General features: G+C 38.7%; 21 protein-coding genes. 10 read left to right on the top strand and 11 right to left on the bottom strand.

Annotated features, from left to right (window positions below; genetic code table 11):
• Positions 1-75: 75 nt before the first annotated feature.
• From GPZ88_RS05685 to GPZ88_RS05635, 11 genes are all read right to left on the bottom strand, one after another.
• Positions 76-420, bottom strand: a complete 345-nt coding sequence (locus tag GPZ88_RS05685) for a hypothetical protein (protein WP_157628702.1) — start codon at positions 418-420, stop codon at positions 76-78.
• Positions 421-593: 173 nt separating this feature from the next.
• The gene (locus tag GPZ88_RS05680) at positions 594-4,988 is read right to left on the bottom strand and encodes a PolC-type DNA polymerase III (protein WP_166043685.1); all 4,395 of its coding nucleotides are present in this window, start codon (positions 4,986-4,988) and stop codon (positions 594-596) included.
• Between the two features lie 176 nt (positions 4,989-5,164).
• Positions 5,165-7,021, bottom strand: a complete 1,857-nt coding sequence (locus GPZ88_RS05675; protein WP_133018123.1) for a proline--tRNA ligase — start codon at positions 7,019-7,021, stop codon at positions 5,165-5,167.
• A gap of 158 nt (positions 7,022-7,179) precedes the next feature.
• On the bottom strand, positions 7,180-8,442 hold the full coding sequence (gene rseP / locus GPZ88_RS05670; RefSeq protein ID WP_166043683.1) for an RIP metalloprotease RseP: 1,263 nt from the start codon (positions 8,440-8,442) through the stop codon (positions 7,180-7,182).
• Between the two features lie 95 nt (positions 8,443-8,537).
• Positions 8,538-9,332: a phosphatidate cytidylyltransferase gene (locus GPZ88_RS05665; protein WP_166043681.1), complete on the bottom strand. Its 795-nt coding sequence runs from the start codon at positions 9,330-9,332 to the stop codon at positions 8,538-8,540.
• Positions 9,333-9,344: 12 nt separating this feature from the next.
• Positions 9,345-10,100 carry an isoprenyl transferase gene (locus tag GPZ88_RS05660; RefSeq protein ID WP_039697527.1) on the bottom strand — a complete coding sequence of 252 codons (756 nt, stop codon included), beginning with the start codon at positions 10,098-10,100 and terminating at the stop codon, positions 9,345-9,347.
• 133 nt (positions 10,101-10,233) lie between these two features.
• Positions 10,234-10,578, bottom strand: a complete 345-nt coding sequence (gene yajC, locus GPZ88_RS05655) for a preprotein translocase subunit YajC (RefSeq protein WP_166043679.1) — start codon at positions 10,576-10,578, stop codon at positions 10,234-10,236.
• A 71-nt stretch (positions 10,579-10,649) separates the two neighbouring features.
• On the bottom strand, positions 10,650-11,531 hold the full coding sequence (locus GPZ88_RS05650; protein ID WP_166043677.1) for a GNAT family N-acetyltransferase: 882 nt from the start codon (positions 11,529-11,531) through the stop codon (positions 10,650-10,652).
• Positions 11,532-11,608: 77 nt separating this feature from the next.
• Positions 11,609-12,607, bottom strand: a complete 999-nt coding sequence (gene galE / locus GPZ88_RS05645; protein ID WP_074482969.1) for a UDP-glucose 4-epimerase GalE — start codon at positions 12,605-12,607, stop codon at positions 11,609-11,611.
• 11 nt (positions 12,608-12,618) lie between these two features.
• Positions 12,619-14,088, bottom strand: a complete 1,470-nt coding sequence (gene galT / locus GPZ88_RS05640; protein ID WP_166043675.1) for a UDP-glucose--hexose-1-phosphate uridylyltransferase — start codon at positions 14,086-14,088, stop codon at positions 12,619-12,621.
• A 19-nt stretch (positions 14,089-14,107) separates the two neighbouring features.
• Positions 14,108-15,280, bottom strand: coding sequence for a galactokinase (locus tag GPZ88_RS05635; protein WP_166043673.1), 1,173 nt, complete (start codon positions 15,278-15,280; stop codon positions 14,108-14,110).
• 149 nt (positions 15,281-15,429) lie between these two features.
• Here GPZ88_RS05635 and GPZ88_RS05630 point away from each other — a divergent pair, with 149 nt between their 5' ends.
• The 10 genes from GPZ88_RS05630 (at position 15,430) to GPZ88_RS05585 (ending at position 22,798) form a co-directional block, all read left to right on the top strand.
• Positions 15,430-16,428, top strand: coding sequence for a LacI family DNA-binding transcriptional regulator (locus GPZ88_RS05630; protein WP_039697522.1), 999 nt, complete (start codon positions 15,430-15,432; stop codon positions 16,426-16,428).
• 128 nt (positions 16,429-16,556) lie between these two features.
• Positions 16,557-16,997: a YwqH-like family protein gene (locus tag GPZ88_RS05625; protein ID WP_074564977.1), complete on the top strand. Its 441-nt coding sequence runs from the start codon at positions 16,557-16,559 to the stop codon at positions 16,995-16,997.
• An 8-nt stretch (positions 16,998-17,005) separates the two neighbouring features.
• Positions 17,006-17,293, top strand: a complete 288-nt coding sequence (locus tag GPZ88_RS05620; RefSeq protein ID WP_074629981.1) for a hypothetical protein — start codon at positions 17,006-17,008, stop codon at positions 17,291-17,293.
• A complete protein-coding gene (locus tag GPZ88_RS05615) occupies positions 17,290-17,988 on the top strand; it encodes a DUF4176 domain-containing protein (RefSeq protein ID WP_166043671.1) in 699 nt (232 codons plus the stop codon). Before GPZ88_RS05620 ends, GPZ88_RS05615 begins: the two co-directional genes overlap by 4 nt.
• Complete coding sequence (locus tag GPZ88_RS05610; protein WP_166043669.1) at positions 17,989-19,929, top strand: T7SS effector LXG polymorphic toxin; 1,941 nt, start codon at positions 17,989-17,991, stop codon at positions 19,927-19,929.
• A complete protein-coding gene (locus GPZ88_RS05605) occupies positions 19,911-20,333 on the top strand; it encodes a hypothetical protein (RefSeq protein WP_166043667.1) in 423 nt (140 codons plus the stop codon). Before GPZ88_RS05610 ends, GPZ88_RS05605 begins: the two co-directional genes overlap by 19 nt.
• Before the next feature lie 197 nt (positions 20,334-20,530).
• On the top strand, positions 20,531-21,127 hold the full coding sequence (locus GPZ88_RS05600) for a hypothetical protein (protein WP_166043665.1): 597 nt from the start codon (positions 20,531-20,533) through the stop codon (positions 21,125-21,127).
• A gap of 144 nt (positions 21,128-21,271) precedes the next feature.
• Positions 21,272-21,592, top strand: a complete 321-nt coding sequence (locus tag GPZ88_RS05595; protein ID WP_240915078.1) for a hypothetical protein — start codon at positions 21,272-21,274, stop codon at positions 21,590-21,592.
• Positions 21,593-21,609: 17 nt separating this feature from the next.
• The gene (locus GPZ88_RS05590) at positions 21,610-21,855 is read left to right on the top strand and encodes a hypothetical protein (protein ID WP_024344586.1); all 246 of its coding nucleotides are present in this window, start codon (positions 21,610-21,612) and stop codon (positions 21,853-21,855) included.
• Between the two features lie 4 nt (positions 21,856-21,859).
• Positions 21,860-22,798, top strand: a complete 939-nt coding sequence (locus GPZ88_RS05585) for an enhanced serine sensitivity protein SseB C-terminal domain-containing protein (protein WP_158914780.1) — start codon at positions 21,860-21,862, stop codon at positions 22,796-22,798.
• The last annotated feature ends 89 nt before the right edge of the window (positions 22,799-22,887 follow it).

The following is a 22,887-nucleotide window of genomic DNA, read 5'->3' as shown; positions in this document are numbered from 1 at the left end:
ACTCACCAGTACTTTTGACAAATAGATGAACTCAAAAAAAGAAGTCCTCTTACGAGAACTTCTGGCTTTACGTTTTTATGCTTTTTCAATAAAATCGATAATTTTTAATTTCATACCACTTGAAACAGGGTATTTTTTAACTTTTTTAATCATATCTTGTTTAGAAGTAGTTTTTAGTTGTTCTTTGACAACAAGTACAGTAACTTTTTCATAGCCAAATTCTGCAATCTTATCTGCTGATAGACCTATAACTCCTAAAGTTGCTACTCCTCCAAGTATACCAAACGGACCCAATGCGGCTAACGCTGATGTAATTACCGCCGCACCAACTAAACCACTTGCACTCGCTGCGCTCATCGCTACTAATAAAAATAATCCTGGAACTCCTAAAGCAGCAAATTTTTTGACAATTTCATCCATTTTTTCTCCTCCATTTTCTCGGATTTTTGCAAACCTATTATATATATATATATAATTTGTCAACCGTTTTCGTCCTATATTTACAGGTTTTTTGACATTTTTTAGAGAGATAAATTTACTAGATTTAACACCAAAAAGCAGTTCTGAAAATCAGAACTGCTTTAATTTATTCATTAGAAGAAATCGTCAAACAAACTGAGTTGGTTATCTTCTGGCATGTTGCCAAGGATTCCCATTTCATCCATTTTATCGACCAATGTTGCTGAAACACCACCGCGCTTGCGAAGTTCCATTTTAGATAGGAATTCACCTTCTTCACGCGCTTTAACGATTTGTTTTGCAACGTTCTCACCAAGACCATCCATGGCTACAAATGGTGGGATGAGTGTGTCACCATCGATGATAAATTCTGTTGCATCACTACGGTAAAGGTCTAATTGACCAAATTTAAAGCCGCGTTCTAGCATTTCATTAACAAGCTCAAGTGTTGTGTAAAGGTCAATTTCAACGTTTGAAGCTTCGTTATTTTTACGTTTGGTTGAAATTTCTGCCATGCGTTCTTTAACGGCATCAAGACCAGCACTCATTGTCTTGATATCAAAGGCTTTGGCACGAATTGAGAAATAAGCGCAGTAATAATAAAGTGGGTAGTGAACCTTGAAGTAGGCCACACGAAGGGCCATCAATACGTAGGCTGCCGCGTGGGCTTTCGGGAACATGTACTTGATTTTACCACAAGATTCGATGTACCAATCAGGCACATTATTGTCACGCATAGCTTGGATATAGCCATTACGTTCTTCATCAGAAATCTTCAACCAGCGTCCTTTACGCACACGTTCCATGATGGTAAAGGCCATTTTTGGATCTAGTCCCGCGTGCATGAGGTAAACCATGATATCGTCACGACAACCGATAACGGTTTTCAGTGTGGCAATACCTTCTTTAATCAAATCTTGGGCATTTCCAAGCCAAACATCGGTACCATGTGATAGTCCAGATAACTGAAGTAATTCGGCAAAGGTCGTTGGATGTGTTTCTTCAACCATCCCACGAACGAAGTTTGTACCGAATTCTGGAATACCAAGCATACCTGTCGGTGTTCCGATTTGTTCAGGCGTTACACCAAGCACTTCAGTACCTGAGAAGAGTGCCATAACATCTGGATCATCAGCAGGAATATCTTTTGGATCAATACCTGACAAGTCTTGTAGCTTACGAATCATCGTCGGATCATCATGTCCGAGGATATCAAGTTTCAAGACGTTTTCATCGATATCGTGGAAGTTAAAGTGAGTGGTTTGCCATTCAGCAGATAAATCATCAGCTGGATATTGCACTGGCGTAAAATCATAAACGTCCATATAGTTTGGAATAACAACGATACCACCTGGGTGTTGTCCAGTCGTACGTTTCACACCTGCGGCACCTTGTGCCAATCGTTCGACTTCAGCTTCTGGATACATCTTACCATAGTCACGTTCGTAACCTTTGACAAATCCATAAGCCGTACGGTCAGCGACAGTACCTACCGTTCCAGCACGGAAAGCGTATTGTTCACCGAAAATATCACGAACATCCAAGTGGGCAGATGGTTGGTCATCACCAGAGAAGTTCAAATCGATATCAGGAACCTTATCCCCATCAAATCCAAGGAAGGTTTCAAACGGAATATCGTGTCCATCTTTCTTGTAACGTGTTCCACATTTTGGACAGTCTTTGTTAGGCAAATCATAACCCGAACCAACTGAACCATCGGTGATGAATTCTGAGTGTTGGCAATTTGGGCAGACATAATGCGGTGGCATCGGGTTAACTTCGGTGATACCAATCATTGTCGCAACAAAACTTGACCCAACAGATCCACGCGAACCAACCAAATAACCACGTTTATTTGAGCGGATAACAAGCATTTGTGATGCCAGGTAAATCACGGCAAATCCATTACCCAAAATAGATGTCAATTCTTTTTCGATTCGTCGATCGACAATATCAGGAAGCGGATTACCATAAATTTCAAAGGCTTTTTGATAAGTCATCTCTGCGACACGTTCTTCTGATTTTTCAAGGAAAGGCGTGTACAAATCTTTTTTAACGACTTCAATTTCTTCAAAGCGTTCCGCAAAATCATTGGTGTTTTTAACAACAATTTCGTAGGCGACATCCTCACCAAGGAAAGCAAATTCGTCTAACATTTCATTGGTTGTGCGGAAATGCGCTTTTGGTAATGGGGCTGGCTGAGCATCTTCGCCACGACCAATCGGACGGTTAATCGGTGCCCCTTGTCCTAAACTACGTACGATAATTTCACGGTAAATTTCATCTTCTGGTTCAATGTAGTGAACATTACCAGTAGCAAGAACAGGCTTGTTCAAACGGCGTCCGACTTCAATCAAATCACGGATAACTTGTCGAATACCTTCTTCATCTTTGATTGTTCCTTGTGCCAAAAGCGGTGCATAAATAGCTGGTGGCATGACCTCAATAAAATCATAGTATTTAGCCACTTCAACAGCTTTTTCCACACCTGATGTCAAAACCGCATCAAAAACTTCACCTTCTGAGCAGGCTGTTCCTAGCAAAAGCCCTTCACGGTGCGCATCAAGAACTGTTCTTGGAATACGTGCTACTCCTTCAAAATATTTGACGTTTGAAAGACTGACAAGCTTAAAGATGTTTTTCAACCCTGTCTGGTTTTGAACATAAATGGTTGCGTGTTTGACACGGGCTTTTTTATATGAATCTTCAGCCACCAATTTGGTATTCAAGTCCATCATGTTGGTAAGGCCATGATTTTCACGCGCTTCTTTCAAGAAGATAAAGAGCAAGCGACCAGTTGCTTCGGCGTCGTAGTTGGCCATGTGGTGGTGTTCTAGCGATACTTGGAAACGTTTGGTCAATGGTCCCAAACCATGACGTTTGTATTCTGGATAAAGATTTCGTGCTAATTCAAGCGTATCAATAACTGGCTGTGTGATAGTTGGCATGCCATGACGTTTATAGTTAGCATTCATAAAGCCAACGTCAAAGGTTGCATTGTGGGCAACCAAAACAGTATCTTTACAGAAATCTTGGAACATTTGTAGCACTTGTTCGATTGGTTTGGCATTACGGACATGATTATCCGTGATACCAGTCAATTCTGTCGTAAAGGCTGACAAATGGTGACCTGGGTTGATGAATTCATCAAACTGCTCAACAATGTTACCTTTGTACATTTTTGAAGCGGCAATCTGAATCAAATCATTGTGCACCGCAGAAAGTCCTGTTGTTTCCACGTCAAATACGACATACGTTGCTTCATTCAGCTCTAAGTCAACAGGATTGTAAGCAATCGGAACCTTATCTTCAACGATATTAGCTTCCAATCCGAAAATAGCCTTAATACCGTCCTTACGAGCTCTATGATAGCCGTGAGGAAAGCTTTGAACATTTCCATGGTCAGTGATAGCAACAGCCTTGTGACCCCATTTAGCAGCTGTATCAATCAGCTCCTCAACCGTTGGCAAAGCATCCATGGTTGACATGTTCGTATGCGCATGGAATTCCACACGTTTTTGGTCTTCTGGCATCAAATCTTTGCGGTCGTGGTGAACAATTTCTTTAACATCTTGCACATTCATAGTAAGGGCATGGGTGAAATTATTGTTCTCAATATTTCCGCGAACACGAAGCCATGACCCCTTAGCAATCATGTCATATTTTTTCAATTCTTCATCGTCTTTAGCCCATTTTTGCATGGCAAAACTTGATGTATAGTCAGTCATCTTGAAATTGATGATGTGTCGACCAGTACGTGTTGTTTTCTTTTCAACGTCAAAAACCATCCCTTCAAAAACGATGCGGTTTTCTTCGGTTGTGATTTCAACCATCGGCGTGATTTCAGCATTTTCAAAACCAGCACGGCGTTGTTTAGCGCGTTCTTTGAAATCAAATTTTGGTTTTGGAGCTTCTTCAGCTGGTGGCATTGACGCTTCTAGAGACTTAACGGCTTCACGGTTTTCTTGCACCGCTTTTTCCACCATGGCTTCACGATTAGTTGTAAAATCTTCTCGAAGCGCTTGAGTCATGGCTTCATCAGAAACCATGTCAACCATCACTTTTCCGAAACCAAAGGCTTCAAATTGACGTGCCAAATTTGGCAAATGATTTTTACGAAAATGGTCATTATTGACAAAAGCTGGCGCTTCAATCAATAATTTTTCACCATCACAAGAGACTTTCAACTTGCTAAAAGAGGCTTTAAAACTGGCGCTGTCACAAGGAGCGTGCTCAAAAGCTTCTTCATAATAAGCTTGCAAAAGCGGTTGTGAGAAATCAATCTTTTCTGCCTGAATATCAAAAGTCGCTGTAATATCCGCTTGCTTAAAAGTATTAACCAAGCGATAAGCTAACTCACGATAAATCTCAATCGGCAAAATCTCTGCAAATGAAAAATGGAATTCCCAGAGGCGGGATACTGAGTGTACCTTAACTTCACGAATATCTGCAGATGAAAAAGCAGAAGATTGTCGCATTTCAAGCGGCATATCGATTTGCTCCATCAATTTTTTAAATAACTCTGACATAAAACGTCAATTACCTCAATTCCAAAAATCTAACTTTCTATCCTAAGTAAAAGAGGGACATCAGTCGCCCTTTTACTTTTTTATCTATCAATATCGTCTTTCAATTTTATCATAAAAGTGAGCATTTTTCGAGACAAAAGAAAAAGGTCGGAGCTAAGCCCTCGACCTAAATCTTATTAGTTTTCTTTTGTCAAAATTTCAAGTGTTTCAATAAGGTTTTCAGCGTTAACTTCGATTGTATCACCAGTTGCTTTGATTTTAACTTCTACGATACCATCAGCAGCTTTTTTACCAACTGTCACACGGATTGGAAGTCCGATAAGGTCGCTATCTGAGAATTTTGATCCGACACGTTCGTTACGGTCATCAACCAAAACTTCGTAACCTTTTTCAACCAATTCAGCTTCTACTTTAGCTGTCAAAGCTTGTGCTTCTTCATCTTTCACGTTAACAGTGATGACGTGAACATCAAATGGTGCCAATTCTTTAGGGAAGTTAATACCCCATGCAAAGCGGTAAGCACCTTTTGGTGTTTTAGAAACGAAGAGACGAGCGTGTTGTTCGATAACAGCTGACAAGATACGGCTAACACCGATACCGTAGCATCCCATGATAATTGGAACAGCACGACCGTTTTGGTCAAGAATTGTCGCTCCCATGCTTTCTGAGTAGCGAGTACCAAGTTTGAAGATGTGTCCGATTTCGATACCACGAGCGAATTTAAGAACACCTTTACCGTCTGGTGAGATTTCGCCTTCTTTAACTTCACGAATATCAACGTATTCTGCTTCGAAGTCACGTCCTGGGTTAACACCAGTCAAGTGGTAACCATCTTCGTTAGCACCTACAACTGCATTAGCAACGTCTTGTACTTTGCGGTCAGCAATGATACGAACGTTTTCAGGAAGGTTAACTGGGCCAAGTGAACCAAAGTTTGCACCGAAGACTTTAACAGCATCTTCTTCAGTTGCTGGGTCAAGGAAGTCAGCACCAAGGTAGTTTTTCAATTTAACATCGTTGACTTGGTCGTTTCCAACAAGAAGCGCAACAACTGGTTCTTTATCAGCGATGAATAGAAGTGTTTTGATTGTTTGTTCTTCATCAACGTTCAAGAAAGCAGCCACTTCATCAATTGATTTACAGTTAGGTGTTTCCACACGTTTAACATCTTCTTGAGCGACAACTTTTGTTGATGGTTTGTATTCGTTGCTTGCCATTTCAAGGTTAGCAGCGTAACTTGATTCTGTTGAGTAGGCAACAGTATCTTCCCCTGAAACCAACCATGATGACAATTCTTTTTTGATGTCTTCTAATACATCTTCTGGAATTTCATCGATTGAAGCGATTGATTTGTCAAGAACAACCCAACGGTCAAGATCTGTACGATCTGGAGTAATTGCCATAAACTCTTGAGAGTCTTTACCACCCATAGCTCCACCATCACCGATGATACCTTTGAAATCAAGTCCTGCACGTGTGAAGACTGCTTCATAAGCTTTGCGGTATTCTTCGTAAGTTTCATCCAAACCTTCGTAGTCTGCGTGGAAACTGTAACCATCTTTCATGATAAATTCACGTGTACGAAGAAGTCCGTTACGTGGACGTTTTTCATCACGGTATTTAGATTGGATTTGGTAAAGGTTAAGTGGTAATTGTTTGTATGATTTAACCGCATCACGAACAAGGCTTGTAAATGTTTCTTCGTGAGTTGGACCAAGGATAAAGTCTGATTTATCGCGGTTTTTAAGTTTATAAAGGTCTTCACCGTAAGTTTCGTAACGACCTGATTCACGCCAAAGGTCAGCGTTCAAAAGTGCTGGTGCAAGCATTTCAACGGCACCGATTTTTTCAAACTCTTCACGCATGATTTTTTTGAATTTTTCAATTGTGCGGTTAGCAAGTGGTAGGTAAGCGTAGATACCTGCTGAGACTTGACGAACATAACCAGCACGAACCATAAGAGCATGACTGATAACTTGAGCGTCGCTTGGCATTTCGCGAAGCGTTGGGATAAGCATTTGTGATTGTTTCATAATAAAAATATTACGGCCAAATCATGAAAATAAGCAAGCTGCTTTGTTAAAAAGTAGCTTACTTACTCGCATATTAGAAAAGACCGTATCAATTCCTTTCTAAAAAATGTGTATTTAAAAATATGATGTACTAAATTATTAATTAGTCTTTATGTAAGTTAGAAGAAAACTCGCATGATATCATTCCAAGTCACAGCTACCATCAAAATAATCATGATGACAACCCCAACTAGAGTGACATATGTTTCTGTTTCTTGTTTGAGTGGTTTGCGACGTACAATCTCAATAAGGTTCATCAAGATTTTTCCGCCATCCAAAGCCGGAATTGGAATTAAGTTCACAATTCCAAGGTTGATTGACAAAACAGCAAGCAAATTAATCACCGATGTCAATCCGTAAGAAGCTGCTTGACTTGAGGCTTGGTACATGGCAACAGGACCGCCAAGTTTATCCAAGCTGAAGTTTGAGACAATGCCTTTCAAAGCATTCAAAATTAACATGGCACTTTGCCAAGACATTTGGAAGCCACCAGTAATCTTGTCCCAAAAGCCTGTTTTCAAAGCTGAAGAAACTCCGATAAGGTAACTTCCGTGATTTTCAACTGGTTTTACAGCAAGTGTTTTAACCTTTCCTGATTTGTCTTTGACTTTGACTGAGATAGTGTCGCCTTTTGAGATATTCTTAGTCGACTTAGTTACAGCTTCAGTCAAATCAGACCAGTTTGTGACTTTATAATCACCGATAGCTAAAACTCTATCACCATTTTTGACGCCTGCAGCTTGCATGGCACCACCGTCAGTCACTCGCACAGCATTTGTCGAGGGATTCGGGACTCCGCCTTGCATAAAGACAAGTAAGATGAAAGCTAGCGTTCCTAGAATAAAATTATTCATCGGACCAGCAAAGTTTGTCATCAAACGTCCCCAGACAGTAGCATTTTGATACTGCACATCAAGGGGCGCAATGCGAATCTCTGTGCCATCTTCTTCAACGATTGTGGCATCGTGATGAACTTTATATGTCTTTTGCTCATCTAAAACCAATCCTGTGATTTCTAATTTATCTTCCAAATCATAAGAAGTCACATTCATAGGAAGAGCTGTATTATCCAACTGTTTATGTGATAGATTAATACGTGTCACAAGTCCGTCTTTGTTCAAACTCAAGCTAGCTGGTGTACCTGTCTTGATTTCAGTGGTATCATCACCCCAGCCTGCCATACGGACATATCCACCTAAAGGCAAGATACGAAAGGTGTAAGCTGTCCCTTCCTTATCAAAATGAGAAAAGATTTTCGGGCCCATCCCGATAGAAAATTCTCTCACCAGAATGCCTGATTTTTTGGCAAAGTATAAGTGACCAAATTCATGGACAATAACTAAGATTCCAAAAACAATAATAAACGTTATAATTCCGAGCATTTTGCTCCTCTCTATACCAGTAACATTATTATCCTAAATAACCATTCACTAGTAAGCAAACTCCAAAAGTTTGTGGCAACTGCCAAACAACTCAATTAGAAAAGACCAAATAGATGCATAATTGGGAAAACAAAAATCATTGAATCAAAGCGGTCTAGGATACCACCATGACCAGGAATCAGTTTTCCAGAATCTTTAACGCCAAAATGACGTTTAATCGCACTTTCAACCAAATCACCGAATTGACCAAAAATACTAAACAAAATAACGCAAATTAACATAACAAAGAGATTATGCGGAGCGTAAACAGCTTTATCAATCAACATAAAGATAAATGAAACGACAACAGCGCAAGCAATCCCGCCAAGACTACCTTCGATAGTTTTATTTGGAGAAACCTTCGGCATCAATTTACGTTGACCAAAGCGACGACCAATCATATAAGCACCGATATCAGTCGCCCATACGATAAATAAAGCAAAGAGCACTTTATCTAAGCCACCCATACGAGCATTGACCAAGTTTTGAAAACCAATTCCCACATAAAGGCTAGCTGCAATTGGATAAGAGACATCATCGAATGAATAATCATCACAATTGATAACTGTTCCTGCCAAAAGCAAGAAAACCAACAACCCGTAGACGGCAAAGTTAGAATCTATCGGTAGCGATGTAAAGTAATTATCCAAAGGCACTGTTAAAACAAAAGCACCTAACATTGATAAAACACCTTCAATTGAGAAGAACTCGAGATGTTTCATGCGTAACATTTCTGCTACACCAATCATTGCTAAAAGACCTACAAAAACTTGGAAAGCAAGCCCCCCATGCAACAAGAACGGCAGCATAATCAATAGGGCAATCGCCCCCCAAATCACACGTTGTTTCATGATATTTCCTTTCTAGATTCCACCAAAACGGCGATGACGTTGATTGTATTCAGCAATCGCCTTAATCAACTCGTCTTTTTTGAAATCAGGCCATAAAACAGGTGTGAAGTAAAATTCACTATATGCTGATTGCCATGGTAGAAAATTACTAAGACGAAGTTCACCACTTGTTCGAATAATCAAATCCGGATCACGATACAAGTACGGCAAGTGATTCGTCATCAAGTGATTTGAAATCACATCTTCTGTAATATCATCTGGGCTGATTTTTGCTTCAAGCACTTCTTGGGCAATATTTTTAACCGCTTCTGTAATTTCTGAACGACCACCATAGTTAAGCGCAAAATTCAAGATAAGACCAGAATTATGCTTCGTTTGTTCGCAAGCACGTTTCATCGCATCAAAAGTTGCTTTTGGCAAACGATTTGTCTCACCGATAACTTGAACTTTGACATTATTAGCGTCCAATTCAGGGACATATTTATCGAAGAACTCAACGGGTAAGTTCATAATGAATTTGACTTCGTCCTCGGGTCGTGACCAGTTTTCTGTTGAGAAAGCATAAACTGTCAAAACTTTTACACCAAGTTCTGAACTAGCAATCGTCACTTCCTGCAAAGCATCCATACCAGCTTTGTGTCCCATGACACGTGGCTGCATGCGTTTTTTGGCCCAACGGCCATTTCCATCCATGATAATTCCAATATGATTTGGAATCTTGTCAAGGCTTACAGCCTCTTTCTTTTTTCTAAAATTAAATTTAAACATACAATTTCCTTAAAAGCATACTCATCATAATATTTTACCATAAAATAGCTATTTTTTCTCTACTTAATTGATGGCTTTTTGGGAATATTTGCATGAAAAAAGCCAGATGAATTTTCATCCGACTTTCAATATATTAGTCTTCGCTTTCAACGGCAGTATCTTGAGCTGATTCTGCTTGTTCTTCGACTGCTTCTTCAACAAGTGCAGCTTCAACAACTTCTTGTTCAGCTCTGTTTACAACACGTTTTAAAGCACCAAGTTCAAATGTTAGATAAACACCATCGATGTCCAAAACCATTTTTTGGTTAGCAGTGTCAACTTCATCAACGACACCATAAAGACCACCGATTGTTACAATTTCATCACCTTTTTGCAATGCTTTAAGTTGATCTTGACGGGCTTGTGCTTGTTTCTTTTGAGAACGTTGCATGAACCAAATCAAACCAACCATAACGAGCAACATAATAACTGTTGGCATAAGAATCCTCCATAAATATAAGCTTAATGACAACTATACCAAATTCCCCTTGACAACGCAAGAAATGACCGTTAAATCTCCCAAAGTTTACTAGCGTCAGTCACCTTAGCGTAGACAACCTGCGTTTGTTCTTCAAAACCTAAACTTTCATAAAGACGTTTAGCTGCTAAATTATCTGATTCAACCGCAATTTGAAAGACCTTCTCATTTTCAGCTAACAGGCTATTGATAAGCACTTTCATAAAATAAGTCCCAATCCCTTGACCACGGTAGCCTTCGGCAACTACTAAGCCATAAAGGTAATTGTAAGTCGTGCTAAAATCCACCGTGCAAGAAGCAACAACTTTGTCATCTTTCATCACAATATAAAGTTTTTCAGTCTCATCAACTAGAGCTTCTTTGGCATAGCGCAGTGCAACCTCATAAGGATCTCCAAAAGCTTTTGCTTGAAAGTCTGCAATCGCTTCAAGGTGTTCTCTACTAGCTTTGATGACCGACAAATCGTCACGCTTTTCAAGCAAATAGGCTTTTCGTTGTCGACTAAGCCAATACTCAAAATCATCTTCTAAAGTCATGCCAAGATTAGCCAGCACATCTGGGTGTTTTGCTAAGAAAGCTCGCTCCGACATTACTGTAAAACTCAACTGATACTCTTTCATGGTTTCACGGAAAACACGAAACAATTCTCTAGCGTATCCAAGACGTCGATAATTTGGGTGAACCAAAATAGCAAGTTCTGCCTCGTCTGGCTCATCAGCATAGACTGTCAACACCCCCACAAGTTGATTCTTCTCATAAGCTAAAAAGAAAGCTGGCATCTCCTGATCAAAATTGAGATTATTCGATAAATACGGGATGCGGTGAGTCCCATCAAAAGTCTGAACTTCTTTGATTAATGCTTCTACCTGTAATTTTTGCTCTTTATCTAAACAAGGTGTCTTAATTATTGACATCATCTTTTTCCTTTTTCTAGCACATCCTCATGATGCACAAAAAACCTGAGGCACTTGCCTCAGACTATAATCATTTATTAACGGTCATTGTATCCGTTTGGATGACTTGAATGCCATGCCCAAGCAGAAGCAATGATTTTTTCAATATCATCAAATTGTGGTTTCCAACCAAGAATTTCACGCGCTTTATCTGATGACGCAATAAGGGTATCTGGGTCACCAGGACGACGGTCAGCAAGTTCTGCAGGAATTTCTTTACCCGTTACTTTACGAGCTGCTTCAAGGATTTGAAGGTTTGAAAAACCAGTGGAAGAACCTAGGTTAAAGGCTGTTGATGGATTACCTTCGCGAAGATACTTAACAGCAAGCAAATGAGCATCTGCCAAGTCAAATGGGTGAACGTAGTCACGTACATTTGTGCCGTCTGGTGTGTTGTAATCATTACCGAAAATCATGATTTTTTCACGAACACCTTGTGCCACTTGCAGGATAATTGGCAACAAGTGTGTTTCAGGACCGTGGTCTTCACCGATAGAACCATCTGGTTTAGCACCAGCCACGTTAAAGTAACGAAGTGGAACAAATTTAATGCCGTAAGCTTGATCAGACCATTTCATGATTGTTTCCATCATGAGTTTACTTTCACCGTATGGGTTGATTGGACGTTGAGGTGTTGTTTCCTTAATTGGAAGTTCATCTGGGATACCATAAGTTGCTGCAGTTGATGAGAAGACAATGTATTTAACACCAAATTCATTCATCACTTCAAGCAATTTAATCATACCAGCAGTGTTGTTATCAAAATATTTAAGTGGTTTTTCCATTGATTCAGCAACCAATGAATAAGCAGCAAAGTGAATCACAGCATCAATGTCTGGATTTTCTGTAAAGACTTTGCGCATGAAATCTTGATCAGCAAGATCACCTTGATAGAATGTTGCATCAGGATGAACCGCTGCACGGTGTCCTGTTACCAAACTATCGACAACAACAACTTTTTCTTCACCTTTTTCAATTAAACGATCAACCATGTGAGAGCCGATGTAACCAGCCCCACCAAGCACTAAAATTGACATTTATTTTTCTCCTATTCTAACCCCACGCTGTTCACAAAGCGCATAAAGGCTTCTTTTCCTTTTTCATCACGTTTGTAAACACCTGCATCTTCTAAAACGCGAACAAAAACGCGGCCGACTTCTTCTTGTACGATATCATGTACGCTATCAGTCGTGATATCCGAACGTTTTTTTATTTCATCTGCCCAATCCTTATGATAGGCAGCGATTTCATTATACTGGTTCAAAAGATATTTTTCAACTTCTAGCAGTTCATTTTTGAGACGAGGTGGCAAAATAGCTAAGCCCATTACCTCAATTAGTCCAATATTTTCCTTTTTAATGTGTTGCACATCAGCATGTGGATGATAAACACCGTCCGGAAATTCAGCTGTTGTGTGATTGTCACGAAGAACAATATCCAGTTCAAATTGACCGTCACGTTTGCGCGCAATCGGAGTCACTGTGTGGTGTGGCGTATCGCCTGTATAAGCCACCACATCAACACTCGCGTCAGAATAATCGCGCCATGCCAAACGAATTTTTTCAGCCAACTCAACCAAGCGTGCCTTGTTTTGACTGCGTAAACGAAGCACTGACATTGGCCATTTGACAATACCTGCTGTCACATCTGAATAACCTTTAAAATGAAATTCATTGTCCAGCTCGGCTATTTCCATTGGAAAGACATGTCGTCCTCCTTGGTAGTGATTGTGAGTTAAAATTGACCCACCAACAATCGGCAAGTCGGCATTTGACCCAGCAAAGTAACCTGGGAAAATATCAACAATATCTAAGAGCTGTTCAAAGGTATCTTTGCTGATAACCATCGGAACATGCTCAGTATTTAAAATAATACAATGTTCATTGAAGTAAGCATAAGGCGAATATTGGAAGCCCCATTTTTCATCACCTAGATTTAAGCGAATGATACGGTGATTAGCACGCGCTGGGTGATTAAGGCGTCCTTGATAGCCTTCGTTTTCCATACATAACTGACATTTTGGGTAAGAAGATGCCTTGGCTAACTTAGCTGCAGCAATGGCCTTGGGATCTTTTTCAGGTTTTGATAAATTAATGGTAATTTGAATATCGCCATACTGTGATGGCACCGTAAAAGCAATATTTTTGGCGATTGCAGCTACTTTAATGTAGTCATTTCGTTTGCTGAGTTCGTAAAAATCTGCGACAGCTTGTTGAGGAGATTTAGCATAAGTGTCCCAGAAACGACGATTCACCTGACTCGGGATTGGTGTGATGAAGTTCATCAATTCAGCACCCAAGCAATCTTTTTCTGCCATTAATTCGCCGACTTTGCCATTTTTTACAGCTAAGTCAACCAACTCTTCTTTGAGAGCAATTAAATCTGTTTCTTGCGTTTCTTGCTCTGCTCCATCCTCACCCACAAGGGCTAGGACACGGTTACGCAAGTAAAACATATCATCTTCTGTGTAGTCGCTTGCTTCAATTACCTTAGCGACAAAAGTATCTAAAAGTTTCATTTTATCTCTCTAATCTTAATTATTTTCTAGACAAGACACGTGAACCACCAGCAATTTCAGCAATGTAGAAAGCTGGCGCATAACCAACTGTTTCAGTGTAAACTTGCCCAACGTTTTTAGTAAATTCATCAACTTTATCTTTAGCAACAATGGCAATACCGCAGCCACCGAAGCCTGCTCCTGTCATACGAGCTCCGAGGACTCCTTCTTGTTGCCAAGCAGTGTGAGCAAGGGTATCAAGTTCGATACCTGTTACTTCATAATCATGTTCAAGTGAGACATGTGAGGCATTCACCAAACGACCAAATTTTTCAACTTCACCTGCCATCAAAGCTTCTTTAGCTTGAAGGGTACGTTGATTTTCCCAAACAGCATGGCGGGCACGTTTGAGACGATTTTCATCTTTAATAAGATAGCTATATTCGTCAAAACTTTGCAAATCAAGCTCACCCAATGTCTTGATATCAAGCACTTGGTTAAATTCTTCTACTGCTTTTTCACATTCTGCACGACGTTCGTTATATTTTGAATCAGCAAGCTCACGACGTTTATTGGTATTCATAATCACAATGACATTGTCACCAAGGTCCAAAGGAACAAGGTCATATTCTAGAGTATTGGTATCAAGGTAGATGGCTTGCTTTTCAGCTCCCATGCCAATAGCAAATTGGTCCATGATTCCTGAGTTCACTCCGATAAACTCATTTTCAGTTTGTTTACCAATTTTTACCAAATCCAAACGGTCTAATTTTAAGTCGAATAATTCTTCAGCGACAATCCCTACTAAAAGCTCTAGTGAAGCTGATGATGACAAACCAGAGCCATTTGGAATATTCCCATTAACATAAAGCTCAAAACCAGATTCAATCTTGTGTCCAGCTTCTTGCAAAAATTTAATGACACCTTTTGGATAATTTGTCCAGCTATCTTTCTTATCAAAAGTAAGATTATCAAGTGACACTTCAATAATACCTAAATCATCAAAGTTTGCTGAATAAAAACGTAAAAGTTTATCATCACGTTTACGAGCTGCCCCGTATGTTCCAAGAGTGATAGCTGCAGGGAATACGTGACCACCGTTGTAGTCAGTGTGTTCACCAATTAAATTGATACGTCCAGGTGAGAAAAATGTTGCATCTGCTTCTGTTCCAAATACTTTAGCAAAGGCTTCTTTAAGTTCTGTAATAGTCATGAGGGTCTCCTTTTTTATCTCTTTTTTGTTTACGCTTTCATTTTACAACCACAGTTAACTTAAGTCAATAATATTTACTAAAGTTTTACTTAAAATTTTTGTTTTTTCTGATAATGTGATATAATAATACTAAGAAAGAAGGGATACCTATGGCTACATTAAAAGATATCGCAAAGCTAGCAAATGTCTCATCAGCGACCGTCTCACGAGTCCTTAACAAAGACAAAACCCTCTCCGTTGGTGAAGAAACAAGACACCGTATTTTAACCGTTGCTGAAGAGTTAGGTTATGAAAAACACAAACGCAGCACAAACAGCAACCAAGAACGTCAAAAAATCGCTATCGTGCAGTGGTACAGCGAACAAGAAGAGTTAAACGACCTTTACTACTACAGCATTCGTATCGGTCTTGAAAAACGCGCCCAAGAATTGGGCTACGATGTGGTTCGTTACTTTAATAACGATATTTTAACCATTTCAGAAAATGTCAGTGGCATTATTGCCATTGGTAAATTTTCTAGTGAACAAATTAACCGCCTCGAAAATCTTTCAAAAAATCTTGTCTTCGTTGATAGCGACACCTTAAATGCTGGTCATCCTTGTGTGACAACTGATTTTGATAATGCCGTTGTTAAAGTCCTTGACTACTTCATGCAACAAGGCTTTACAAAAATCGGTATGATTGCTGGTGAAGAACGTACGACTGACCAGAAAGAACTCATTGTCGACCAACGTTTCCGTACTTTTAAAAACTACGCTTACGAAAATAATCTTTACAACCCTGACTATGTCTTTGTCGGTGATTTTTCAGCGCCTTCAGGATATGCTTTGATGAAAAAAGCCATCACCGAACTAGGTGATGACCTTCCACAAGCTTTCTTTGTAGCAAACGACACCCTAGCCATTGGTGCCCTTCGTGCCCTTCAAGAAGCTAACATTTCCGTACCTGACCGCGTCAGCCTCATTTCTTTTAATGATACAGCCCTAACTAAGCAAGTCTTTCCTGCTTTATCAAGTATCACTGTTTATACCGAAGAAATGGGACGCACAGCCGTAGATATCTTAAATCATCAACTGATCAAACGTCATACCGTCCCAACCATGACACGACTCGCAACCACATTAACCCTTCGCGAAAGTACGAAATAATACACTATCTAAACGCTCTCTGCTGAGGGCGCTTTTTTATTTTTTAAACTAAAAGTTATCTAAAAATTAAAATTAAAAAAGAAAATATGGTATAATCTAGGGTAAAAATGGGAATTAGGAGATATTTTATGGAGAAGTCATTTAACGATGAAGCTCAAAGGCAGAAAAATAATGCTGTCAACCGTGCTCTCGCTGCTACTTTTCAGCAAAGAGCCAATGAACTTCAGTCGACCTACAATGCTAAGCAAGAAGAAATTGAGCGTTTAAAAGCCGCAAAATCTTCATTAAAAACTGCCATCACTTCTTACAAAGAAGTCAAAAAATCTATCAACTCAACCCTTGTTGATAATATGGATAATGCCAACTTCAAGGGAAGTATTCGAACAACATTTGATGGTCATGCAACAACGATTGTATCTGATATTACGTCAGACATCAGCACCCATAAAGCTAATGTGGACACATTGACTAACGAAATTCAAAAACGTCAAGCATCGCAAAATTCTCTCAGCGGTCTGATTAGCGCCTTTAATAAATCAGCTAGCGATTGCCTAGCTTTAATTCGTTGAGGTGCTTTATGGTAAAAATTAGTCTTGATGAAAAAAATTGGAAAAGCCTCGTTTCCACGGCGGCTAATGGCATTTCAGATATTGAAGACATTAAGGTTTCTTCTATCGGTAAGACAACCTTAACACGTTTTAAAACTTTTGTTGATATCGAAAATAACTTCAACACGACTTTAGAACACTTCAAAACATACTCTGCAGCAAATGCTAAAAAAATGACCAAAGTGGCTGATAAGATTGTCGCAGAAGATAAAAAAGCTGCTAATCAAATTAAGAGGAATACGGTTAGGTTTAAATGATGAATGAAGATTTGAATACAATTTTTACTAAGCTTTTGTCAGAAAACGATGCGCTTTCTGACTTGGTAACAGATGACTTAATACAATTTGGGACATACGTTGGGGGACAATTAGATATTCTTAGAGAATGCTACATAGCTTTTTGTCAAAATCAAGAAAGCTACGTCTATCAAGCATTTTTAGGTGCCCCTATCGAAATAAACTTTAATTATAAAGAAGATAATGTTATTATCACACGTGATAAACAATATAAAATCACCCTGTCTTTGGAAAACTTTCTCATTTTTATGGGATTGATTGACTTAGTTTACAGCAAGATTCTCCCACTAGGAAGTGTTGTAGAACTTGATACGCGACTCTTTCCAGATCAACTCAGAGAGATGTTCTCACATACTCCTGGAGCAAAGGTGATTATCACAGGTCGCAAACTACCTGTTGCTGATAGTATCGGAAATTACGTCGTTGATTATCAAGCGCAGCTATGGCCGCTTGGCGGTTTCCCACCAATCACTCCAATGACAATCACAAACATGATGATTGGAAAGGTCGTTGCGCGTGGTTATGAAGACGACTACGAAAAATCATTTAGTCAAAAATTAAAACAAACACAGCTTCAAGAAAAACGTTTGTCAACGTCATTTATGACAAAAAACGAAGCTCATGCTTTCCTCAAAAAAGCTGGGGGAGGTGACTAGATGGGATTTCACGTTGACCTCGAAGAACTCCACAAGGCTGCTAACAAACTTAATCAAGAAGCCAGCCGAATAGAGACACAATTAACAGACGCAAAAAATAGCGTCAACAAAATCATCACATCTGAAGCTCTCCAAGGAAAGACCGGGCAAGCTATCTACCAACAACTGAATAACGTTGATGCTGCTGTCCTTGTTGGTTTAGCAGATACGTCAAAAGTCCTAGCTAGTGAGTTTTCAAGTCTGCTATCAAGCTTTCACTCAAGTATCGGAGAAACTTCAAATAGCGCAGTACTAGACGAAGATTATCTCAATCAACTAAAAGATAATCTAAACAATTTCAAAAACCAACATGGAGCGCAAGAGGAAAATATTTCTAGCATCTATGCTAGTATCAGTGATTTAATCTCACTATCAGGGCCACAGAGTAACTACGATGCAGACAGCGACACCGCAAGCCAGCTCTTAAGCACGACGATTGATAAAGTCACAAGTTTTGATAGTAGTGGAACTGCACCTACTTCTGCTGACTTACTTGCTGCCATTGACACAGAAGTTAATCAAGTTAGCCAAACTACTGATTTGCCATACACCGACAGCCAGTACCTTAGTTTTATTAGCGATGTCAATTTCGCTAAAGGCATCAAGTCTGTCGATAAACAACTCACAGAACAAGAAAAACTAGCTAAAGAACAAGCTGAGCAAAAAGCCCGAAAAGAATGGGCTAAGCAGCATCCCGTGGTGGCCTGGTTACAAAGCCAAGCAGACTTAGACGCCAATTTCTTTGAAGGAACTCGTAAAACATTAGAAAAACAAAACTGGGACTTTTTTGGTGGACAACTTGACAAATCGGTAGCTCTGACAGCCTTAGGTTTTGTCGATGGTGTTTGTGAAACCATTGACCAACTAGCCCTTGGCGCTGCTCAACTTGGCCAATTAGCTTTCGAAGGAATTGAATGGGGTGGAAATACCTTATTTAAGCAAAAAACACCTCAATGGATTAAAGATGATGTGACTGGTGCTTGGAACAATGTGATGGCTGCCAGTGAGTTTGGCACTAGACTAATAGCTCTTGATGCAGATGCTTGGAATGCTGTTGCCAAAACTGGTGAAAAAGTAGGAAGCGACTTGGCATCCGCTATTAAAACAGGGGATGACTATAAAATCGGTGGCTACCTCTTCGATGTCGCCACTTTTGTCGGTCCTGCTGCCGTTGGCAAACTCAAATACGTCGACGAAGCAAGCAACCTCGCTAAATTCACAAAAACCGAGGAAATCGCCTCAACCGTTGGTAAAGTTGAAGATGGGGTGAGTTTATCATTCGAAAAATTAATGTCTGCCGAAGATGCTCAAAAGTATGCCCAATGGAACAAGTATGCTGAGGCGGGAATAGAACCTGAAGGTCGAGTCAAACTATTGGAAATAGCTGAAAAAGCTCCGAAAGTGAAATATCAAGATGGTTGGAGTGCGGAGGAAATTTTATCTGATGCTAAGGGAAATAGACAACCTGTGGAGGATTATTTAACTGCAGATTCAATTGCTCAACATAAACAGCAATTTAGTAATGGAGCTAGTAGATTTCAAGTTTTTGAACCTAGCACCTCCTACCAAGATGGAATTATCGGTGGGAAAGATGGAAATAGCTTTTGGCTACCCCAAGAACACGCAGACATTATTCAAGAAGTTGCTAATGGAGACAACCGACGTTATGAAGTTATTTTAGGTTTTGATGATGGCTATCTTGGAAATCAACCGCTCTATCGTTTAGATGCTTCATCAGAAACTGTGGCTCAAAAGGGAATTTCTATACCAAGCGGAAACGAAGATGGAGCAAATAGCTGGTGGCGTCCAGGAGGACGAACTTATCCAGGTGATATGCTTGAAGGCGTAATGAAAAATATTAGTATTAAAGAAGGAGATATTACATGGAACATAGCCAATTAAGATGGGAAGATGTTAGTCAGTTCGAAGAAATTAAAGGATACGATCAAACTATTTGGCGTCATAACGGACAGTATTATTTTGTCACAGAAGAGGGAGGTATTGCTCCCCAACTCGTCGTCTATGAATTATCAGATGAACTTTTTCAACTGCTTGATAGTGGTCAAAAGACTCCTTCTGAAATTCACTTTAAGTTGCAAAACGATGCTTGGCCACCAACTGAGGAAGAGAAAGTAAAACACAGGAAAGAAAAAATAAAGAAACATCCTATGACCTTAATATCAAATCCGAACAGTAGAGAGATTTTTTCACTTGAAGAATTAAAACATCTCATTCCGATAGCTGAGGAAAAATACATTGCGTCGTATGGTAAACTTCCTGAGAATTACACATCACCTTTAAAATAAACTAAATTTCTTATTTTTATTAAACTTTGAGACGCATTTTGCGTCTCTTTCTATAAAACCTGCTGATTTCTCCTACTCCTTTTAGTAATGTCAATTTTGCCAAAGGCATTGACAAACAACTCACCAAACAAGAAAAACTAGCTAAACAACAAGCTGAGCAAAAAGCCAGAAAAGAGTGGGCTAAACAGCATCCCGTGGTGGCCTGGTTACAAAGCCAAGCAGACTTAGACGCCAATTTCTTTGAAGGTGCTCGAAAAACACTAGAAAAACAAAACTGGGACTTTTTTGGTGGACAACTTGACAAATCGGTAGCTCTGACAGCCTTAGGTTTTGTCGATGGTGTTTGTGAAACCATTGACCAACTAGCCCTTGGCGCTGCTCAGCTTGGCCAACTAGCTTTCGAAGGAATTGAATGGGGTGGAAATACCTTATTTAAGCAAAAAACACCTCAATGGCTTAAAGACGATGTGACTGGTGCCTGGAACAATGTGATGGCTGCCAGTGAGTTTGGCACTAGACTAATAGCTCTTGATGCGGATGCTTGGAATGCTGTTGCTAAAACTGGTGAAAAAGTAGGAAGCGACTTGGCATCCGCTATTAAAACAGGGGATGACTATAAAATCGGTGGCTACCTCTTCGATGTCGCCACTTTTGTCGGTCCTGCTGCCGTTGGCAAACTCAAATACGTCGACGAAGCCAGCGCCCTCACTAAACTCGCAGAAACCAGCGAAGTTGCTTCGACTGTTGGTAAAGTTGAAGATGGGGTGACTAATACACAAAAATTATTAGATTAACTATCTAATTATGGTGGAACAGTTGTTAAAGATAACCCTAAAATATACAAAACTGCTATCAACAATAGTGTAACTGAGATTAATCTACAAAAACTTCCAAAAAGTATTGCAGAAACATTTACTGATAGTGAATATAAAACAGTAATGACAACTGAAGAGATAAAATTATATAGAACTTTTGGTGGTAGAGCTAAAGAACTTGGTGCTTTCGCGACTACTACACCTGCTCAAACAAGAATTGATTCAAAAATAGAGACCGCTCTACTTCCGGAATGGGGAAATAGCAGAGAATTCGAAATTGAAATAACTATACCTAAAGGTACCATACTTAATATAGGAAAGGTGGCCCCACAGACTATAGAAAGTACAGGAACAACCCTATCTGGCGGCGCTGATCAAATTTTACTTCCTAAAGGCTGGCCTAGAGAATGGATTAATACTTACAGAAAGGTACCTAATCGATAAATTAGTAGGAGATTGTAATGAATAAAATCGATAAACAATGTGATAACATCTTAAAACAATTGGAAAATTTTCCTGATAGTTATTACAGTATAAAAAGAATTAAACAAAAAATTCTAGAAGTTAAAGTAAATAATTTAGCTAACACTACTGTCTCCCCTTTAAATTTAAAAGATTACATTAGACATTTTGTGGATGAAACAGGTGATTATGACAACGATATAATTAGCGAGCTCGAAAGACTAAATCAATTATTAGAGGAATAATGTTATGATACAGAATACTGAACTATTAAATTTAATAAATAAATTAAGAAATTTATACAATAAAAACACTGAAAGTGAATTATATACTAAACTACAATTATCTACTTTTTTGTGTCCTTTATCAGTATTTATCGATAATAATCGAATAAAAATCGATATGATTACAGAAAAAAAGGGAAATTCATACTTTTCGTTATATACAGACTATGATAGTTTTAAAATTGATTATCCAAATAGTAATTATACTGAGCTTAATATTCAAACTGCTATCGATATAATAAATAATCAGAAAAATATTTCAGGAATTGTTATTAACCCAAATAGTACAAATCTTATACTTTCAAGAGAAAATATAAACTATATTAATACACTACGCTTTGAAATGACTATCCCCAAAAACGAGAACATTGAAATATCACTTCCTAAAAATTATTCAAAAATATTGACTCAAAAATTCATAGATTTCTTTAAAAATTTTCCCACAATTGAAAAAGCTTATTTATTAAAAATAAAAATTAAAGATGAAGAGAAGTTACTTTTGGTTGTAGAAGCTCCAGATTTTCAAGATATTATTTCGAAACTATATCTTGATATTAATCAAATATTATCAAATGATACTATTTATTTTGTTGACTCAAATAATAAAACAATATCGGAAATCATTAAAAATTGTCCTATATTATATAAAAAAAGTGAAAATGTTATAGAAACTGTTGAAACTAATTCAATCATAGATTCAACAATCATTACTGATAACTGTCTAGAACTTTTGATAGACGCTAATAATTTAAATGATTTAGATGTTAATCAAAACTACGATATAAAATTAAAAACAAAAATAAATAATTATATTCATTTCATCAAAACAAAAGGAATTTGTAATAAGTTCGAAAGAATTATTATAAACATCAATTTTAAAAAAATCCTTCAAATGAAATATTAGCGCTCCTAGTAGATACTCAAAAAAATTTATTTAACTCTACCATATCTTTAAAAGTCACCTTACCAAATTAACCCCTGAGACACAATTTG

Origin of the sequence: Streptococcus ruminicola (genome assembly GCF_011387195.1) — a bacterium.
Taxonomy (GTDB): Bacteria; Bacillota; Bacilli; order Lactobacillales; family Streptococcaceae; genus Streptococcus; species Streptococcus ruminicola.
This window is presented reverse-complemented; position numbering and strand designations above follow the sequence as displayed.

What these genes read in the sequence shown, in the direction of transcription:
- GPZ88_RS05685 (WP_157628702.1), bottom strand. Translation starts at nt 420, where the DNA reads ATGGATGAAATTGTCAAAAAATTTGCTGCTTTAGGAGTTCCAGGATTA.
- GPZ88_RS05680 (WP_166043685.1), bottom strand. Translation starts at nt 4,988, where the DNA reads ATGTCAGAGTTATTTAAAAAATTGATGGAGCAAATCGATATGCCGCTT.
- GPZ88_RS05675 (WP_133018123.1), bottom strand. Translation starts at nt 7,021, where the DNA reads ATGAAACAATCACAAATGCTTATCCCAACGCTTCGCGAAATGCCAAGC.
- rseP (WP_166043683.1), bottom strand. Translation starts at nt 8,442, where the DNA reads ATGCTCGGAATTATAACGTTTATTATTGTTTTTGGAATCTTAGTTATT.
- GPZ88_RS05665 (WP_166043681.1), bottom strand. Translation starts at nt 9,332, where the DNA reads ATGAAACAACGTGTGATTTGGGGGGCGATTGCCCTATTGATTATGCTG.
- GPZ88_RS05660 (WP_039697527.1), bottom strand. Translation starts at nt 10,100, where the DNA reads ATGTTTAAATTTAATTTTAGAAAAAAGAAAGAGGCTGTAAGCCTTGAC.
- yajC (WP_166043679.1), bottom strand. Translation starts at nt 10,578, where the DNA reads ATGCCAACAGTTATTATGTTGCTCGTTATGGTTGGTTTGATTTGGTTC.
- GPZ88_RS05650 (WP_166043677.1), bottom strand. Translation starts at nt 11,531, where the DNA reads ATGTCAATAATTAAGACACCTTGTTTAGATAAAGAGCAAAAATTACAG.
- galE (WP_074482969.1), bottom strand. Translation starts at nt 12,607, where the DNA reads ATGTCAATTTTAGTGCTTGGTGGGGCTGGTTACATCGGCTCTCACATG.
- galT (WP_166043675.1), bottom strand. Translation starts at nt 14,088, where the DNA reads ATGAAACTTTTAGATACTTTTGTCGCTAAGGTAATTGAAGCAAGCGAC.
- GPZ88_RS05635 (WP_166043673.1), bottom strand. Translation starts at nt 15,280, where the DNA reads ATGACTATTACAGAACTTAAAGAAGCCTTTGCTAAAGTATTTGGAACA.
- GPZ88_RS05630 (WP_039697522.1), top strand. Translation starts at nt 15,430, where the DNA reads ATGGCTACATTAAAAGATATCGCAAAGCTAGCAAATGTCTCATCAGCG.
- GPZ88_RS05625 (WP_074564977.1), top strand. Translation starts at nt 16,557, where the DNA reads ATGGAGAAGTCATTTAACGATGAAGCTCAAAGGCAGAAAAATAATGCT.
- GPZ88_RS05620 (WP_074629981.1), top strand. Translation starts at nt 17,006, where the DNA reads ATGGTAAAAATTAGTCTTGATGAAAAAAATTGGAAAAGCCTCGTTTCC.
- GPZ88_RS05615 (WP_166043671.1), top strand. Translation starts at nt 17,290, where the DNA reads ATGATGAATGAAGATTTGAATACAATTTTTACTAAGCTTTTGTCAGAA.
- GPZ88_RS05610 (WP_166043669.1), top strand. Translation starts at nt 17,989, where the DNA reads ATGGGATTTCACGTTGACCTCGAAGAACTCCACAAGGCTGCTAACAAA.
- GPZ88_RS05605 (WP_166043667.1), top strand. Translation starts at nt 19,911, where the DNA reads ATGGAACATAGCCAATTAAGATGGGAAGATGTTAGTCAGTTCGAAGAA.
- GPZ88_RS05595 (WP_240915078.1), top strand. Translation starts at nt 21,272, where the DNA reads ATGACAACTGAAGAGATAAAATTATATAGAACTTTTGGTGGTAGAGCT.
- GPZ88_RS05590 (WP_024344586.1), top strand. Translation starts at nt 21,610, where the DNA reads ATGAATAAAATCGATAAACAATGTGATAACATCTTAAAACAATTGGAA.
- GPZ88_RS05585 (WP_158914780.1), top strand. Translation starts at nt 21,860, where the DNA reads ATGATACAGAATACTGAACTATTAAATTTAATAAATAAATTAAGAAAT.